The sequence below is a fragment of the Desulfobacterium sp. N47 genome, assembly GCF_051233685.1.
In the GTDB taxonomy this organism is placed as follows: domain Bacteria; phylum Desulfobacterota; class Desulfobacteria; order Desulfobacterales; family RPRI01; genus RPRI01.
The window spans coordinates 18,348-36,651 of the sequence record NZ_JBAMMY010000083.1 but is presented as its reverse complement, the minus strand read 5'-3'; the positions used below and the strand labels follow the sequence as shown (position 1 = coordinate 36,651).

16 protein-coding genes and 1 tRNA gene are annotated in these 18,304 nt (G+C 38.9%); 8 read left to right on the top strand and 9 right to left on the bottom strand.

Annotation, left to right across the window (positions count from 1 at the left end):
• Positions 1–35: 35 nt before the first annotated feature.
• The 3 genes from VXK47_RS05255 to radA all read right to left on the bottom strand — a co-directional run bounded on the left by VXK47_RS05255 (position 36) and on the right by radA (position 2,931).
• A complete protein-coding gene (locus tag VXK47_RS05255; RefSeq protein WP_435547725.1) occupies positions 36–773 on the bottom strand; it encodes a YebC/PmpR family DNA-binding transcriptional regulator in 738 nt (245 codons plus the stop codon).
• A 9-nt stretch (positions 774–782) separates the two neighbouring features.
• Positions 783–1,385, bottom strand: a complete 603-nt coding sequence (locus VXK47_RS05250; RefSeq protein ID WP_435547724.1) for an RlmE family RNA methyltransferase — start codon at positions 1,383–1,385, stop codon at positions 783–785.
• A gap of 178 nt (positions 1,386–1,563) precedes the next feature.
• Positions 1,564–2,931, bottom strand: a complete 1,368-nt coding sequence (gene radA, locus VXK47_RS05245; protein ID WP_435547723.1) for a DNA repair protein RadA — start codon at positions 2,929–2,931, stop codon at positions 1,564–1,566.
• 198 nt (positions 2,932–3,129) lie between these two features.
• Between radA and VXK47_RS05240 the strand changes: the two genes are divergently transcribed.
• The 7 genes from VXK47_RS05240 (at position 3,130) to VXK47_RS05210 (ending at position 9,856) form a co-directional block, all read left to right on the top strand.
• Entirely contained in the window at positions 3,130–3,957 is an 828-nt protein-coding gene (locus VXK47_RS05240) for a histidinol-phosphatase (protein WP_435547722.1), read from the top strand.
• Between the two features lie 15 nt (positions 3,958–3,972).
• Positions 3,973–4,857, top strand: a complete 885-nt coding sequence (locus VXK47_RS05235; RefSeq protein WP_435547721.1) for a lytic murein transglycosylase — start codon at positions 3,973–3,975, stop codon at positions 4,855–4,857.
• A gap of 6 nt (positions 4,858–4,863) precedes the next feature.
• Positions 4,864–5,097 (top strand): PLDc N-terminal domain-containing protein, encoded by a 234-nt coding sequence (locus VXK47_RS05230; protein ID WP_435547720.1) that lies wholly within the window; start codon positions 4,864–4,866, stop codon positions 5,095–5,097.
• A 67-nt stretch (positions 5,098–5,164) separates the two neighbouring features.
• Positions 5,165–5,239 (top strand) — tRNA-Glu (locus VXK47_RS05225).
• A 45-nt stretch (positions 5,240–5,284) separates the two neighbouring features.
• Positions 5,285–5,596: a hypothetical protein gene (locus VXK47_RS05220; RefSeq protein WP_435547719.1), complete on the top strand. Its 312-nt coding sequence runs from the start codon at positions 5,285–5,287 to the stop codon at positions 5,594–5,596.
• 478 nt (positions 5,597–6,074) lie between these two features.
• Positions 6,075–9,179 (top strand): HsdM family class I SAM-dependent methyltransferase, encoded by a 3,105-nt coding sequence (locus VXK47_RS05215; protein ID WP_435547718.1) that lies wholly within the window; start codon positions 6,075–6,077, stop codon positions 9,177–9,179.
• 29 nt (positions 9,180–9,208) lie between these two features.
• A complete protein-coding gene (locus VXK47_RS05210; protein ID WP_435547717.1) occupies positions 9,209–9,856 on the top strand; it encodes a hypothetical protein in 648 nt (215 codons plus the stop codon).
• 330 nt (positions 9,857–10,186) lie between these two features.
• On the opposite strand, the gene VXK47_RS05205 is transcribed toward VXK47_RS05210, so the two are convergent.
• The 4 genes from VXK47_RS05205 to VXK47_RS05190 all read right to left on the bottom strand — a co-directional run bounded on the left by VXK47_RS05205 (position 10,187) and on the right by VXK47_RS05190 (position 13,541).
• Positions 10,187–11,011, bottom strand: coding sequence for an amidohydrolase family protein (locus VXK47_RS05205; protein ID WP_435547716.1), 825 nt, complete (start codon positions 11,009–11,011; stop codon positions 10,187–10,189).
• Between the two features lie 26 nt (positions 11,012–11,037).
• Positions 11,038–11,541 carry an NUDIX hydrolase gene (locus VXK47_RS05200; protein WP_435547715.1) on the bottom strand — a complete coding sequence of 168 codons (504 nt, stop codon included), beginning with the start codon at positions 11,539–11,541 and terminating at the stop codon, positions 11,038–11,040.
• Positions 11,541–12,824, bottom strand: a complete 1,284-nt coding sequence (locus VXK47_RS05195) for a class II fructose-bisphosphate aldolase (RefSeq protein WP_435547714.1) — start codon at positions 12,822–12,824, stop codon at positions 11,541–11,543. Before VXK47_RS05195 ends, VXK47_RS05200 begins: the two co-directional genes overlap by 1 nt.
• 120 nt (positions 12,825–12,944) lie before the next feature.
• A complete protein-coding gene (locus tag VXK47_RS05190; protein WP_435547713.1) occupies positions 12,945–13,541 on the bottom strand; it encodes a DUF4124 domain-containing protein in 597 nt (198 codons plus the stop codon).
• 231 nt (positions 13,542–13,772) lie between these two features.
• On the opposite strand from VXK47_RS05190, the gene VXK47_RS05185 reads away from it, so the two are divergent.
• Positions 13,773–15,740, top strand: a complete 1,968-nt coding sequence (locus tag VXK47_RS05185; RefSeq protein ID WP_435547712.1) for a penicillin-binding protein activator — start codon at positions 13,773–13,775, stop codon at positions 15,738–15,740.
• On the opposite strand, the gene VXK47_RS05180 is transcribed toward VXK47_RS05185, so the two are convergent.
• Positions 15,737–17,092, bottom strand: a complete 1,356-nt coding sequence (locus VXK47_RS05180; RefSeq protein WP_435547711.1) for an ATP-dependent 6-phosphofructokinase — start codon at positions 17,090–17,092, stop codon at positions 15,737–15,739. The two genes, VXK47_RS05185 and VXK47_RS05180, sit on opposite strands and share 4 nt — an antisense overlap.
• Positions 17,093–17,135: 43 nt before the next feature.
• Positions 17,136–18,113, bottom strand: coding sequence for a KpsF/GutQ family sugar-phosphate isomerase (locus tag VXK47_RS05175; protein ID WP_435547710.1), 978 nt, complete (start codon positions 18,111–18,113; stop codon positions 17,136–17,138).
• Positions 18,114–18,304 lie beyond the last annotated feature (191 nt).

The window sequence follows — 18,304 nt, the reverse complement described above, 5'->3', positions numbered from 1 at the left end:
ATGTCCTTAAGAAATAAAAGATAGTCGATTATTTTTTAAACCATATCTTCCGGTATATCGGCATTAGTATATACTTTTTGAACATCGTCGGAGTCTTCCAGTGTTTCCATAAGCTTTATCATTTTTTCAGCATCTTTGCCTTCAAGATTTGTTGTGGTTTTGGGAAGCATGGTTATTTCCGACTCCTCGCAGGGAATAGAGGCATTATCCAGCGCTGATTTTACGGATTCAAATTCATCCGTGCTCGTGATGATTTCAAAAACTTCAACGTCTTCTCTTATATCTTCGGCACCGGCTTCAAGTGCGATTCCCATAAGGGTTTCTTCGCTTACTTTTTCTTTTGATACGGTAATACAGCCCTTTTTTTCAAACATCCATGATACACAACCATTTTCACCGAGATTCCCACCGCTTTTGCTGAAAATATGGCGTACATCCGCAACTGTCCTGTTTTTATTGTCCGTCAAAGATTCTACCAGAACAGCTGCTCCTGCCGGGCCATATCCTTCGTAAGTAATTTCTTCATAACTTACGCCTTCAAGTTCACCTGTTCCTTTTTTAATAGCTCTTTCGATGTTTTCCTTGGGCATATTTTCGGCTTTTGCGGCAAGCACTGCCGTTCTCAGCCTTGGGTTTGCATTAGGATCGCCTCCTCCTCCCATGCGTGCTGCAACCGTAATTTCCTTTATTATCTTAGTGAACATCTTTCCGCGTTTTGCGTCTGCCGCGCCTTTTTTGTGCTTTATGGAAGACCACTTGCTGTGACCTGACATACCAACCTCCTATTTTTTGCCCAAACCTATTATATAAATTTCTTTACTTAATTTACGGCTGCTCTGCGGTTTAAAAATTTTATAAGTGTTAAATGCAGCTTTAACCATTTCCAAAAATTTATTAAAATCTTCGCCCTGAAATATTTTACATAAAAAAGAACCATTATGCAAAAGAACATTATTTGCAACGTCAAGCGCTGCTAAACATAAATCATAAGATCTCACAGCATCCACGCTTTTGTTGCCTGTCGTGGCAGGAGCCATATCGCTTATGACAATATCAAACTTATTTCCGATTGATAACAGCATGCTATTATCTATATTAAGAATATCACATTGGTAAACCAGGGCATTTGACGGAATCTTTATATCAAGCTTTTTGAGGTCGATTCCGACTACCGTCCCTTTTTGGCCCACAAGGTCTGAAGCATAAATAGTCCAGGAACCGGGATAGCATCCCAGATCAAGAACTCTGCCGCCTTTTTTTATAAGCTTATACCGGCTTTGAAGTTCCTGTAACTTATAAACCGATCTTGCAGGATAATTTTCCTTTTTAGCAAGACGGGAATAATGATCTTCCCATCTGTTTGCCTTAGGAGATAGACGCTTCATATACTCAAGTACTTTCCAAGTCAAGCAAAACGCTTTTTAAGACCTGCACCAGGATGCATATAGACTTCATTTTTTCCCTTACCAACTTATGAGCTACTTTTTCCTTGAACCTTGTCCCTTGTCCCTTGTCCCTTGTCCCTTGCTCCTTCATCCTTTATCCTTGTCCCTTTCCCCATACTCAAAAAAGCAGTTCCATAGCTTCGGAAATGCCGCTTATACCGGCAAGCTCTATTTTGCCGGTTATGTTAATGCGCTTTAAGTTGCTTTGAGGTAAAAGACATTTTATAAACCCCATTTTCTGAATTTCAGCAACTCTCGTATCGGCATGGCTTATGGCTCTCACCTCACCGGTCAGACCGACCTCGCCTAAAACTACTGTTCCGTCCGACACGGGACGATCCAGAAAACTTGATGCAACGGCAGCAATAATACCCATATCAACAGCAGGTTCATCCACCTTAACGCCTCCAGCGACATTCATAAAAATATCATAGCCCATAAGATGCATCCCAAGCTTTTTTTCCATTACTGCGGTAAGCAATGCCACTCTGTTATGATCAAGGCCCAGAATCGTTCTTCTGGGAGTACCAAAATTTGTGCTGCCTGCAAGAGCCTGAAGCTCAACAAGAATCGGCCTTGTGCCTTCCATACTGGCTGTAACGACGGAACCTGGTGAACTCAAGGGCTTTTCGGAAAGAAAAGCAGCAGATGGGTTCGATACTTCATCAAGCCCATTTCCTTTCATTTCAAAAACGCCGATCTCATTAGTTGAGCCGAATCTGTTTTTTACGGTTCTTAAAATTCTGAAAATATGATTCCGGTCACCTTCAAAATATAAAACCGTATCAACCATATGTTCGAGAAGTTTAGGCCCGGCAATAGCGCCGTCTTTTGTAACATGTCCCACAAGAAATGTGGGCAGATTTGTCTTTTTGGCTAAAAGCATAAGCTTCATAGCGGATTCTCTTACCTGGCTGACACTTCCCGGTGCTGAAGAAAGATCGGGGCAAAACATAGTCTGTATTGAATCTATAACTAGAACATCAGGTTTTACGGAGCCAACCATCGATAAAATAACCTCGACATCAATTTCCGATACCACCAGAAGTCCCGGTGATTTGGCATAAAGCCTCCTGCTTCTCAAACTTATTTGTCTTACAGATTCTTCGCCCGAAACATATAAAACTTTGAGTCCTTTTTCGGCAAGACTGCAAAGTGTCTGCAGCATCAATGTGGATTTGCCTATTCCCGGATCACCGCCTATAAGTATCATTGTTCCGGGAACAATACCTCCTCCGAGGACGCGGTCGAATTCTCCTATCCCTGTTTGAATTCGTTCTTCACCTTCAAACTCAATATCATCAATACATACCGGCTCCCTCATAACCGACATCAGGCCGCCCATAGAAACTCCGGTTGATCTTGTGCTTTGGTATTCTTCAACAAAACTTTGCCATTGGCCGCAGTCGGGGCATTTCCCCAGCCACTTGGGAGCCTGATATCCACAGGACTGGCATGTATATATTGTTTTTGTATTTTTTTTCAACCTGGGCAATATCCTGTAATATATTATTGTATTTTTGATAGAGGCGAATGTCCATCAAATTTCATAAAGGAAAAAAAATAATTCTGTAATTCTTTCCTTTTTTATGTGATACTTTAAATGGTATTTAAAATACAAATTATAGCAATATAACATAATGCTAAGCATATTGTACTAAAATTTATTAAAGGCGCTTTTATCATGAATCAGGAAAGTACAAATATCTCCTGTAAAATTGATTACCATATCCATACCATGCTTTGCAATCATGCCCGAAACGGCATGGAAGCCTATATAAAAAAAGCCGTTTTGGCAGGGTTTGATGAAATATGTTTTCTTGATCATTTAACTATAAGCGAGCCAGGAAACAGACTTTCCATGGCACTTTCTGAGGTTCCGTTATATTTTCAGGCGGTTCAAAATCTAAAAAACCGCTACAGACAAGTTATTAGCATAAAAACCGGCCTTGAAATTGATTATCATCCTAAGTATATAAAATTGATAAAAGATATCACAGAATCTTTTTCATTCGATGTTATAGGAAGCTCTCTTCATTTTCCGGGGGATGTGGATGTAGTAAGCCACAAATCAGACTGGAGCAAAGGAGAACATAAAACAGATCATATTTACCGGCTTTACTTTGAATATCTTGATAAAATGTTAGATAATGATTACTTTAATTTCATATGCCACATAGATCTTATGAAAAAATTCGGCAGGGATCTTCCGCAATGTTTTGAAAAAGAATTTGACAGACTAATTAAAAAAATAGCAATAAAAAATCTTGTTGTTGAGGTCAACACAAGCGGGTACAGCCACCCTGCAAATAATGCTTACCCGTCTTTTGATATTTTAAAAAAATGTTTCAAATCGGGTATTGGAATAACAATAGGTTCGGATGCACATGATCCTGATGATATCGGGCGTAATTATGAAAAAGTTTTGCCTCTGGTTCTCTCCTCAGGCTATAAACATGTTTGCGGGTTTACTGAAAGAAAACGCCATCTTGTTAAAATATCAACTATATAATTCGGATGCATCAAAATGAGTCGAAGCTTCTTAAGCCTCAAGAGGTTTATTTTTATTTTATGCCTGTTATTGCTCACAACATTACCATCGCAAAAGATAGAAACTGTGAGCAACGGGGTATATTATAATTTTGAACCTCTTCAGGAAAAACTTGTTTCAGATGGGTTTGACGGGAAAAAGCTTGCACGGATTTACCGGAACGGCAAGATAAATTTTGATATGAAGGGGGTGTCGCTTTTTTTTATACACAGGGAATCGAATGTAAATTATAATCAGTACCCCAAAACTCTTTCAATAACCGGGGCAAAGCTCTACATGAAAATATATGATTCGGAGCTTTCAAAAGCAGAAGAGAAATATGGAGTTGACAGAGAACTCATTACTGCAATAATTCTTGTTGAATCAAAATTGGGAAAAACTGTTGGCAAGTGGCGGGTATTTAGTACACTTTCAACAATGGCATCTCTTTTCGATGCAAATATAAGAAACAGACTCTGGGAATATGTTTCAGGTTCAACCCTTTTTACCGTGGAAACATTTGAAAAAAAAGCTATAAGAAAATCGAATTGGGCATACAATGAACTTAAATCTTTTCTTATTTATACAGAAAAGGAAAAAATTGATCCTTTTACTATAAAGGGGTCTTATGCCGGAGCCATTGGAATTCCGCAATTTATTCCAAGCAATATTATCAGATACGCAACAGATGGTAATATGGATGGCCGGATTGATCTTTCCGATCATGCCGATGCAATAGCCAGCATTGCTAATTTTCTTAATAAGTGCGGATGGCGTAAGGGAATGAAAGAGAAGAAAGCTCGATGGGTAATTCGCCAGTACAACCCTAGCAGCTACTATGTAAATACAATACTTAACTTAACAGCAATGCTGAAAGGATAACTGTAAATGGCGAAAATAATAATCGGTGCCGGGCTTGTTTTTCTCCTGCTGACCTGGTGGGCTGTAATCGATATTTCAAAGAAGAATTTCGGATCTACCGCCGCAAAGGCTATATGGGGTTTTACAGCGCTTGTACCATTTCTTGGACCTGTTGTTTATTTTGCAATAGGATACAGAAGGGGTAAAACAATTCAGGGAAAAAGCCCCGAAAGTACCTCTTTAAATAAAACCGATGGCTGATAATCTTAAAATAACATTTGACATTTCAACCCCTTTTCTATAATTATCCGCCATATTCTTGAATAATGGTCCTATCGTCTAGTGGTTAGGACGCTGGCCTCTCACGCCGGTAACACGGGTTCGAATCCCGTTGGGACCACCAACTTTAAATATTAATACTCAACGCTATCCCCAACAGCCAGGAAGGATGTCTAAAATAAATGATTTTATATTAAAACCCGGAATGAGAGTGGATCTGGTTTTTAATCTCAAATCGTTATCACCCAGTTCCAGGCCTTCAATTCTTTTTGATGTGGATGAAACCAAGAGACAGGTCATTGTTGACCAGCCAAGCCAAAAAATCAGACCCGGGACTCTCATTAAAGAAATGCATATCAGCTTTCTGATCAACAAAGATTCGTCATTAAAGACCAGAGTTGGATATGCTTGTCGTTTGCTGGAGATAATCAATAACTATCAACTATCCAGCAAAGATGTAACCGATGCCATTTTTGATTGAATGCAAACCACCTCTTCTGGAAATCAACATACGATCTGCCTACCGGTTTCATCCGGAGGCACTATGACATTCCTTACTTCCAGCTTCGAATCGGTTCTCAACAAATTCATTCACAATGCCCAGCTTAATGAAATTCAAAAATTCAGCCGTTTAAGATAAGCCAGATTCCGTTTCATGCAGCATGTTTTAAATATTACTAAGGCAAGATGGTAAAATTAACTGGCGCGCAGCCTTTTTATGGGAAATGATAATAAAGATAAAATCGAACACAGCCCTTGTGGTTGGAGGTTATCCATGGTTATAGGATAGCCTTATTACATTTAAGTAAACATATTAATTTGCTGCGGTCAGCAATGTACCCTTTTCCTGTGTATATCAACATGTAGTGTCCACTATGTTCTTGACATACAATATTTTTTGCCATAAAAAATTAGTATTATCACAGTAAGTTCGAAAACTCTCAAAAGGAATACAGGTGATGAATATCCGGGATTTACTTAATTACCTTGAATATTCCAACTCATCATTTTTTATAACTGGGTCCAGTTTTAATAAATATCCAGCCTATTCGCATTCCTTTCGCCTGGCTCAAGAAAAGTGCGGTCTTGAAGGCGTCTTCACATTAAAGGGGTCTGATGTAAACCTTCCTTTAGGTCGAAACATCCTTCCTCTTGTTTATGTTTGTAAAGCAAATTCAGAAGCAGAAGCAACCAAATTCCATAAACTGATATGGAATCAGAACATTGTTCCTTTCTTTATTGTCGAAACACCAAAATGTTTTCGTTTATACCCCGGTTTCAAGTTTGATACTCGCACGGGAATGGCCAAAGACCAAAGCCTTTTAGAAATTGCCAAGACAGCAAATGCGGTATTGGCAAACCTGGCTGATTTTAGAGCCACTTCTATTAATAACGGGGCAATGTGGTCCAAGTGGGGTGAAGAAGTTACTCCGGACAAACGAGTTGATACCAAGTTATTAAATAGCCTCAAAAACCTCAGCGCTTGGCTGCAGGAACATAACATGCCTCGAAATGCCGCCCATGCGCTAATAGGAAAATATGTCTATCTCCATTATCTAAAAGACAGGGACATACTATCGTACCGCAAATTATCGCAATGGGGAATTGCAGAAGAATCCGTATTCGGCCGAAACGCCACCTTAGAGGGGTTTTATTCGGTTACTGATCAACTTGATCAGTGGTTGAACGGCACTGTTTTTCCAATTCCTGATAATGGACCCGGTGTACCCTCTGCTGAACACATAAAAATGGTGGCAAGTACTTTTCTAGGAGACGATCCGAATGGGCAGATGCATCTGGATTTCAAAGCATATGATTTTCAGCACATCCCCATAGAAACCTTGTCCATGGTTTACCAACAGTTCCTGCATACAGAGGGAAAAGGACGCGGTCAAGGCGCATTCTACACGCCTATTCACTTGGTAAACTTTATCTTAGATGAACTCGATACTAAACGACCACTTCAAAAGGGCATGACGGTTTTAGATCCCGCCTGCGGGTCCGGGGCGTTCCTTGTTCAATGCTTTCGTAGGCTGATAGAACGGGAAGCAATAAAATCGCCTAATAAAAAGCTTTCGCCGTTTACACTGCGGGAACTTTTGACCGACCACATCTGGGGAGTGGAGGTTGATGAAGATGCGTGCGGTGTCACGGAACTGAGCCTAATTTTAACCTTATTGGATTATGTTGATCCTCCTGATCTGGAAAAGCCGGAGTACAAAAAGTTTCAATTACCCCCGCTACGAGATAAGAACATATTTTACTGTAACCAAGGCTTTTTTGATCCGGAATCCAAATGGCAATCCGCTAAGCATAGGAAAGGTTATGATTGGATTGTCGGAAATCCGCCATGGAAGAAATTAAATTCTGAAAAAATGGATAATGGCGACAAATATGCCATAGAATGGATCAGAAAAAATACTCAACGCTTTCCTGTTAGCAGCAATCAAATTGCGGAGGCCTTCGCATGGGAGGCAAGCCAATATTTGTCCGCATACGGTCTGTTTGGAATGCTTCTTCCTGCAGGGACACTGTTTAAAACCAATGGCAAAAAATTCAGAGAGAAGTTTTTCAGCACTTTACGCGTATGGTGTGTCGTGAATTTTGCCAACCTCAGGCATCTCCTCTTTCAGGATGCTGTTAATCCTGCAGCTGCATTTTTTTATTCCAACATAAATGAAATTAACGAGGATTTATCACAAATCATAACCTTTGCACCGTTTGCTGTAAATCAGTTAACGCGTTTTGAAGCAGAAAAGCAAAAACATAATAAGCTGTGGACAGTTCTTGTAAACGCAGATGAAATAAAAGAAATTCCATGGACGGAAGCGGCAACCGGGGACAGCCTGCCATGGAAAATCGCCATGTGGGGATCTCACAGAGATAGGTTTCTTATCCATTCATTAGCCAAACTGTTTCCTTCGCTTTTGAAATTTAAAGAAAAACATGATTTGAGCATCCACGAAGGCCTCCAACTTCGAACCTCAAAAGCAAACGAACCAGTAGAATATCTCAAAGAAGTGGAAAGAAGAAAGGAACTCAACATAAATGCCTTGAAGAGCCTTGAAGAAATCTACGCATTTCCAAAGCATGCATTAAAGCCCATTGAACCGAATCGAGCTTTCGTGAGAAAAGGCAGGGGGAAGATTCCTCTCCAAATATGTTATCCGCCCCATATTATAATCAGTGCTGCCAGAAAGTTCGCCGTGTTTTCAAATGAATTTATTGTTGTTCCCCCAAGGCAAGTTGGTATTTCTGGAAAGCCTTCTCAAGTTGATTTTCTTAAAGCGCTGGCACTTTATTTAAATTCAGATTTTGTATTGTATCATCAGTTTTTGGTTTCTACTTATTGGGGCGTAGAACGAGATAGACCGGATAAAAGTGATTTGGAAAGTCTTCCGATTCCACTTGATGCTCTGTCGCCTATCGACCTTTCTTCCTGGGCACAACTCTATGACGAGTTAGCTGATGCGACATTAAACAATTATTCAAAATCTGAATCTCCCTTGTTTGACGGTCATCAGAAAATACGAAATATTTCAGTTTTAAAACAGCAATTAAACGACAATGTTTATGCGTTGCTCGACATAAGTGAAACCGAAAAATGGCTTATTAATGATTTGTTGTTTGTACGCAAAAAATTGAATGAGGGTAAACTTGCAATAGAAGCAACTAAACCTGCCAATAGAGATGATATCAATAAATATGCAAAGGCGTTAAAAACGGAACTCGATAATTTTCTGGATGCTGAAATAAAAGACCAACACCGGATAACCGTGTACTATAACAGCCATGTTGCTATTATAAAAATAGAACATCCAGGAAACACTCCTGCGGGTGCTGTAACAGTATTGGATATCGAAAACCGCAGTGTTGACGCTGCCTTTGACGAGCTAAAATCGAATCTTCTAAGCAGACATGGCCAATGGATATATTTTAATCGTAACCTCAAGATTTATGAGGGTCGTACAACCTATTTTGTGAAACCGCGGGAGAGGCTATGTTGGTTAAGAAGTCAAGCCTTGCTGGATGCTGACGAATTTATTGCTGAAAAATTGACTTAGATCGGAGCTGATAATTGCAGGACACCGATATGAATCCGCAAATACCAGATGATAAAGAAGACTATCATCGCATCTTTCGAAAACGGATATTCCGATTACTTAAATGGGGTTATGACCGGCTCGATGCTTCAATATGCCGAACAGCGGAAGAAGAAGATATCACTGGAGATCTTGTTAAGGAAATTAATGAAATAACACAGGATCGTACTTATCCCAGATGGGTAGCGAATTTCTACATAGTCGAAGATCCCCGCGTAAATGTTGACAACAGGAAAGGAAAAAGACGGAAGAAAATCGATATCCAGTTTATACGTGTTCAACCCGGCCCTCGTCCCTGTTATTATTTTGAAGCAAAGCGACTTTCAGCAAGCACGCATCCCATAGGCAAATATTTGGGTCCCGAAGGCCTTGGAGAATTTCTATCCGGCAGTTACGGTCGCGAAACCAATGAAGCCGGGATGCTTGGATACATTCAGTCCCACACGGCTGAGTACTGGGCTGAGAAAGCAAGAAGTAAACTGCTTAATGAGCCTGATGACTACCAGGTAGATGCGGATGAATATTGGATAGAAAAAAAGATCATTAAAGAATTAAATCATTGTTACAGTTCCAAGCATCAACGTACAATAGGTAAAAGCCCAATAGCAATATTTCATTGTTTTCTTGTTTTTATTTGATTTACTAAGTTATATTTTATACTGATATCGCTTTATTCAATATCAGCATGTTGTGCCCTCAGAGCTGGTGCAAATTTTGGGAGTCATTCGTTTCGAGCATTTGTGCCACAGCCTGTGGCAAAATTTCATGCATACCCGGATATGCTCGAAAGAAAGCGATCATTCTGCCAATGTTTCTTTCAGAAAACCCTTTGAGTTCAGGCAGTTTGTTTTTTAGAATCGATCCACTTGCCGATTTCCGGCTATTTATACTATATATCCTGCCTCTACGTTTATAATCTATCTTTTTGCCCGGCACCTATCGGAAACCGACAGGTATCAAGTCTTAAATCAGGCAAATATTTTAAGTAGTTTATCTGCGTTCAATCCCAGTATTGCTTCAATAACTGAAGGTTCAAGAGGCAGTGTTTTTATGTAGTCTACGTTCTTTTTGATGGATGTTACATCAGGATAATCGGATCCGAAAATTATTTTGGATCCGATTCTTCCAAGACGGGGAAAATATTCAAGAAGTTTAGACGGGGGCAATCCGGAAATTTCAAGAAATATGTTTTTATGCAAAGAAGCCAGCGTAAAGGCCTTGTCGTACCAGAAGCCTCTGCCGGCATGAGCCATGACAATATTGAGTTTTGGAAAATCCACGGCTACCTCATCCAGATAAATCGGGTCACAGTATTTAAGCTTAGTCCCTTCAAATACGGAAGTTCCTATATGATACAGTATCGGGATGCCCAGTTTCTGTGCGGTTGCATAAAGTGGATACAGATTTTGCTGATTCGGGTAGAAATGCTGATAGCTGGGCCACAGTTTTATTCCTTTAAAGCCTTCTTTTACAAGCTTTTCAAGCATTACATCCATATGAATATCCAAAGCCGGATTTATACTGCAAAATGGGATCAGCCTGGGTTCACCTTTGCAAAGGGAAGCTACATATTCATTGGAAATTATACCTGTTACGGTTGGTATTCTTTCAGCAAGCAATACCGCATAGTCGATTTCTTCCTCATCAAGAAAAGAAAGTATATCACGGGCGCTTGGAATGTTTGCGAAGCGTTTGACCCACTCAGGATTCCTTTTTCTCAGCAATCCCATCGGCTGGGGTAAAAAATCAACAAGGGGACTTAGGGGATGATAATGGAAATCAATAATTTTCATAAATATCTCAATATAATTTTTACTTGTCAGTCACCATATATTGCATAAAACATTCTGATAAACTGCATGTGGCTCTGGAATGCAATTTCGGGGATCTCTTTATAATTATACCAGGCGGCATCCGATGCATCATATCCGGTGCTGAGAATGCCGCTGTAGTTTCTGATAAGATACCCAACAATAAGAACCGAATGATACTGCTGATTCCGGTTTGAACTGACTCCAAGAAGCAACTCGATTTTACCTTTTAAGCCCGTTTCTTCCTCAAGTTCACGCAAAGCGCCTTCTTCAGGACTTTCACCAAGCTCAATAAACCCGCCCGGCAGGCACCAGAATCCTGTTTTAGGCTCCACATTTCTTTTGACAAGAAGAACTCTCTTTTTATCATCAATTGTTACAAGACATGTTGCAGGAACAGGATTTTCATAAATAGGCTCGTTGCATTTTTCGCAAAACAGGCGAATCCTGTCTTCAAATGACTTCTCAGTCAGAATTGCACCACAATAACAGCAGTTCGTTTTTTTACGCATTAATCGTCAAAATTACCTTTCGCTCCTTTATCCGATATTATTGAAACCGCTTTTTCGGATATTTTTTCAGGCGTCCACTGTGACGGATCTTCAATCCTTCCTGTTTTTGGTCCCGGATCATATGAACCGGCTTTTATTATATTTTGTATGGCAAGCGGTGCTGAATCTTTACCGTTAAAAACAGTTACAATCATGTTGTATATAAAATCCTCCACTCTTTTTGCCATTCTGACTCTGATATTTTCAGGCTGTCCCATTATCTTGTTTTCAAAAACAATGTTAAGTTTTTTATAGTTTCCGCCTTTTAATTCTTTTGAATTTGCATAGTCGACCATCTGCTGCCACAACTCTTCCGTGACGCCTTCATCTTTTACTTTTATAAAGTTTCCATTACTGTCGAGTTTTGCATTTCCGTAATCATTTACTTCCAGACCCCATGAAATCATCTGGAGGGCAGTTGCTACATTTGCCTTTGTGGTACGTGTTTTTGAAGCTATTTCTCTTAATCTGTCGGAGCTGTTTCCTGATGTTCCGTGTTGTGCTCCGGATATTTTATATTTAGCTAAGGCATCATGGATATTTACCGTTAAATCCACCTGGATTCCCTGGTCGCTTGCTTCAATGCCATGCGTTGTCCCGTTATTTAAAGCAATCCAGTCCGGAAAAATATCATGTGCATTAAGACCCTGTATAAGAAATAATGCCTCATCAACAGTTGAAAGCCCTGTTTTGCCTTTTATTTCTCCCACTTCAGTTTCAAGACCGGCCCATTTCGGAATAAAAGGATTTAATTCTATATTAGCCAAAAGATTTTTATCATCCGGCATATGGGATGCATCGATTGCAATTGAAGTCATGCCTGCTTCAAAAATAGTGGGTATCTCGATTTTTGCAGCAGCTATGTCCTTCTCATTTTTTATACCATAGTGGTCCGCGTGAATTGCAACAGGTATGGTAATACCAAGCTCATTGCAAAGGGCATCTACCTGTCTTGCAATATTCCAGTAATTAACAGCACAATAAGAACTCGCACCTCCCTCGGACTTTGCGATTTCAATCATTATTGCCGAATTTGCTCTTTGGGCAGCCATCAATGCACCGCGTATTACTATATTGCTTCTGCCGTTTGCAGCCATTGAAATAGCCTTGCCTTTGGTTATCATTGCCCTGTCGATAAATTTCCCGCTGACAATCAGGGCTTTTGAATTCGGAAAAAGTTTTTTGATGTTTGGTGGACGGCCTATATCTATCACCTTATCGAAATCAGAAATACCGTCTGTCATAATAAACCTCCTTTATAAATTATATATTGCCGCAAAACATATTTATCGGACTTTTTATAAACCGGTTATACATAAGAAATATGATAAAATAGTTTATATCTCTTTGTTTTTGCTTTTTTATTACATCTTCTCTTTTGCTTTTTTATCTTTACTGAATTGTTTCAAAGAATTCTTCATGTTGTTTTCTAACTCATTGTTATATGCATCAACTTCAGCTTCAAAAGCTTTTTGTTTATCCTGAAAATTTTTTACTTTTTCATTAAAAGCCTCAACTTTTGTTTTGTACTCAAATGACTGGGGCCTGTTTTTAATCTTTGTTCTTTGTGCATCCAGCTCGCTTCTTTCTCTATTCAGATCATCAAGTTCCTTATTTATTTCCTCTTGTTTTTTATCCAGACGTTTTTTAGCTGCATCCAGCTCATCATTCTTGCTTGCTGTTACGCTCTCCTGCCCCTCTCCTGTTTCCTGTGTTGATTCTGATGGATTTTGGATATCAGGTTCAGTGGCTGTTTCACCGCTTTCCGTTGCTTCATCAGTGACATTGTTTTCATAGCCTCTGTATTTGTCGGCAGAAGATCTCCGGCTTTTTGGAACTTTACTGTAATCGTCTGTATATCTGACTTTACCGTCCTTATCCGTATAACGGTAAAATTCAGCTGAGGCAGGAACAGAAAATAATAGTACCATCAGAAACGACAAGAGTTTTATTTTTTTCATAAACAAATCTCCTTATCATATGCAATTAGATTAAGTGGATACAAGATTTTTTTAACGTTTTTATGCTAAACCTAAAAAAGCTTAAATTCAACATGTTTTGTGATTAATATTTTTTTATGATATAAATTTTAAAATATCTGCCGACAATAGTTGTTATTGATTTCTTATTTGACATTAAAAAAAAGCAATGTCGACTTTTTTTAAAAATAAATACACAAGAAGAGTGATAAGATGAAGAAATGTATCAAATTGCTGATTATTCCCGTATTGTTTGCTTTACTCGCCTGTATCCCAAAAGCTCCTGTGGCTGATTTTAAAGTACCCGATGTTAAGGTGGATGATACAAGAGGGAAAGCTTTATTTTCTAAAGCTGAAAATCTGTTTTCTACACAAAAATATAACCGGGCCCTTGAAGCTTATAATGAATATATTGTCAAGTTTCCCGAAAGCGATAATATCCCTTCAGCTTTGCTTCGGGTGGGCAATATTTATGATAATCTTGGTGACAACAATAAAGCACGTATCACTTACTTGCGTCTTATCAATAACCATCCGGAAAGTATTTATGTTTCCGATGCAAAATTAAAAGTACTTGAAGATTATTTTAAGCAGGGGCTCTTTGAAGATGTAATAAATTACTCCTCAAATATATTTTCAGAAAACCCAGATAATCTTTCCGGTAATTATCTTTCAAAAGCATATACTTTAGTTGGAGACGCCCAGATTGCTTTAAGTCAGCCTTCAGATGCCCTTGTCTCTTTCTTCAATGCAGGCTCAAGAAACACGGAAAATGGTAATGAAATTATAGATACAAAGCTAAATAATGCTTTTTCACAGCTTGAAGATAATGACATAAATTTTCTTATAGAAAGTACAAAAGACAATAATTTGAAAGGATACCTGTTGTATCGTATTGGTGTGCGCTATTATGAGACACAAAAATATAAAGAGGCCGAAACTGTTTTTAAGGATTTAATAAAACAAATACCCGGTCATGAAAATGTTAAAGAAGCAAAGATTTATTTGCAGAAAATATATAAAAATTCAGAAGACAAAGTTCACACTATCGGCTGTCTGCTACCTTTAACAGGAGCATTCAGCGTTTTTGGAAACAAGGCACTAAAAGGAGTAAAGCTTGCTCTGAGCAGGTTTTCAGATGAAAGAGGTGAGATTTTGCTAAATCTTGTGGTAAGAGACACCGGATCGGATCCGGCCGGTGCTGCAAGAGCTGTGGAAGAGCTTGTAAAAGAAGATGCTTGTGCAATTATCGGACCTATGGGAACGGATGAATCCGCTGTCGCAGCCAAAGAAGCCCAGAAAGCCGGAATTCCTATTATATTAATGACTCAAAAAAAGGGGATTACCGATAGCGGGAATTTTGTTTTCAGGAATTTTTTAGTGCCTGAAATGCAGGTAAAATCCATTGTAAAATATGCAATAGAAAAAAAAGGGATAAAAAGATTTGCAATTTTGTACCCCAGGGAAAATTACGGCACGAAATTTACAGGCATGTTTTATGCTGAAGTTATGGCAAATGGCGGTACAGTGGTAAATACCGAATCATATGACCCGAGCCTTACGGATTATACAGATGTCATTAAAAAATTTATTGGGGTCCGGACTCATTATGCAGATAAAGAGTTATCAGGGCCAGCATATGCCGACGAAGAGCAGAGTAATCATATTGATAATAATTTGAATGAGAAAAATGGAGTATTACTTGATTTCGAAGCCGTTTTTATTCCTGACTCGCCTGCAAAAGCCGGGCTTATCATTCCTCAGTTCAAATATAATGATGTAAAAAATATTTATTTGTTAGGCACTAACCTCTGGCACTCAAAAAAAATGATAAAAATGGCCGGTGATTTCATGCAGGACAAGGCTATAATTCCTGATGGTTATTTTGGTGAAAAAGATTCTGATAAGATGAGAAACTTTGTTAATTCTTTCTTAACATATTATGGTGAAGAACCCGGATTTATCGAAGCCATTGCTTATGATACAGCAATGATGCTGTTTCAGACAGTGAGCAAGCCCGGCATCAGATTTCCGGAATCAGTAAGGAATGAACTTGTCAAAATCAAGAATTTTGATGGGCTTACCGGAAGCACTTCTTTTGATGGCAAGCAGGATGCGCAAAAAGAATTATACCTTATTACTGTAAAAGGAGACAGCTTTGTTGAGATAGATAAAGATTAATCCCCGGTTTTGTCAAACTGGGAGTTTTTCAAAGAACCCTGGCCCGTTGCTTCAAGTACGCTTTGCCAAAGCTTGCCATGAGGATTTACCTGTTTTCTCTTTTTTGCTGACTCAATCATAGGAATATGAACAAAATTATTACTCCAGCTTCCGACAAGAAGCTTGGTTTTACCTGCCATTGCAGCGTGTACGGCGTCTCTTCCGAGAAAACTGCAAAAAACATGATCATTGGCGTTTGCAGGAAGGCTTCTGATAATATAGCTTGGATCTATGTATTTTAATGATATTTCAATATGTTTTGATTCAAAGTAGTTCAGTATGGAATCTTTTAAAAACAAAGCAAAATCATTTAACTTTATGTTGCCTGATGCATCAACTTCTTTCTCATCACTTTGAACAAACTTCTGCCCGGCTCCTTCTGCAACTACTATTACTGCATGTTTTCTCTCTTTCAGCCGCTTTTCCAGGGATGCGAGAAGTCCATTATGGCCATCTATCTCAAAATCTATTTCGGGAATAAGAACAAAATTTACATCCTGCTGAGCAAGAACGGATGTTGCTGCTATGAAGCCTGAATATCTTCCCATGAGTTTAATAAGTCCTATGCCGTTTAAAAAGCTGCTTGACTCATTATGAGCGCTTTTTATTGCAAGCGTAGCCACATCAACCGCAGTATCAAATCCAAATGACCGGGAAACCATATAAATATCATTATCAATGGTCTTGGGAACACCAACAACACTTATTTTAAGACCTCTTTCGGAAATGGCATCAGCGATTTTTATTGCCGCTTTAAGCGTTCCGTCGCCTCCTATCATGAAAAGAGCGCCTATGCCCATTCTTTCAAGACTGTCAACAATCTCATCAATTGGCTGCGGCCCTCTGGATGAGCCTAAAATTGATCCGCCTATTTCAAGAATATGTAAAATCGTATCGGGCTTAAGTTCCATGATGTCGTGCCCGTATTTTGGGATAAAACCTTGAAGGCCATATCTGATGCCATAGATATTACGAACTCCGTATCTGTGATAAAGTTCTAAAACAATTGAGCGGATGATATCATTTAAGCCCGGACAAAGCCCACCGCAAGTTACAAGAGCACATCTTAACTTGCTTGGATCAAAATAGATCAATTCTCTCGGGCCTGCCATTTCAAATGAAGGAAGCTTTTTCCCCTCCTTTACCATTTTGGTTATTCTATATGGGTTTACATCTATTAAAACCTTGTCTTTATCTGATATGAAGGTCTGCTTTACCTGTCCATTTTCTTTATAATGAACAGGTGCCGGTATTTTTGCTTCTCCAATAGCAGAAATTGTAGTATCAATTTCAAAATAGCTGCTGTTATCCATAATTGTTTTATTCCATTAAAACAGTTAATTAATAAATATTTAATTAATTTTTTCCGTTAAATCTGAAACTTCCTTTACCAAGTATATCATGAAGATGCAGAACGCCAAGAATTTTATTGTCAGGATCAGTTATCGGAAGCACAGTTATCTGAAATTTTTCCATAAGATATAATGCATCATAAGCCGGTGAATCGGGTTTTGCAGTTCTGGGATTTTGCGTCATAACATCTTCGGCTTTGAGCTCGTGAACATTCATGTTTTTTACTATCATACGCCTTATGTCACCATCGGTTATTATTCCGGCAAGCGTACCATCTTTTTCAAGGACAAGGCTTACTCCCAAACCGCCTGAATCAATTTTCCGTATAGCTTCAATCATGCTGACACCCTTTAATACAGCAGGCAGCGCTTCTCCTGTAAGCATTATATCTTTAACCATTTCGGAAAGTCGCTGACCGAGCACTCCGCCTGGATGTACCTTCTTGAAATCGCTTGATTTAAACTTCTTTTTATTAATGAGAGTAACGGCGAGGGCATCTCCCATAGCAAGCAGGGCGGTTGTGCTGGTAGTCGGAGCCAGACCTAATGGGCAGGCCTCTTTTTCAACTCCTATATCAATAACAATATCGCTGTGCTTTGCCAGTGTTGATTTTATATTCCCCGTAAATGCAATTACCTTGCACCCTATTTTCCTTATTGTCGGAATCAATATATTCAGTTCGTCTGTTTCACCGCTGTTTGAAAGCGCGAGAAGAATATCATCTTTGCATACAAGACCAACATCTCCGTGCATAGCCTCAACAGGGTGCAAAAAAAAAGATCTTGTTCCGGTGCTGTTTAAAGTTGCAACTATTTTTCTTCCGATAATTCCGGACTTGCCTATTCCGCTGACTATTAACCGGCCTTTTGATTTATAAATAAGTTCAACCATTTCGGCAAAAGAGTTATTTATGCGGTCTATTAAATTCAGAATTCCTTGCGCCTCAATTTTAAGAACTTCAATAGCTTCATCAATTATCATTTCTTTTTTCTTTCATATTTTCATATATTGACAGACTTTTAAAAGCCATTAAAAATAAAATAAACATATCCAATGCTGCCGGCATATTGTCAATTATTCTTATAAAAATCAAGAGCTCTTTTTTTGCTGAGCCTCTAAAACTTTTTATTGACAAAGAAAAAAAAATGACTATATTGAGCCGCAATTGAGGG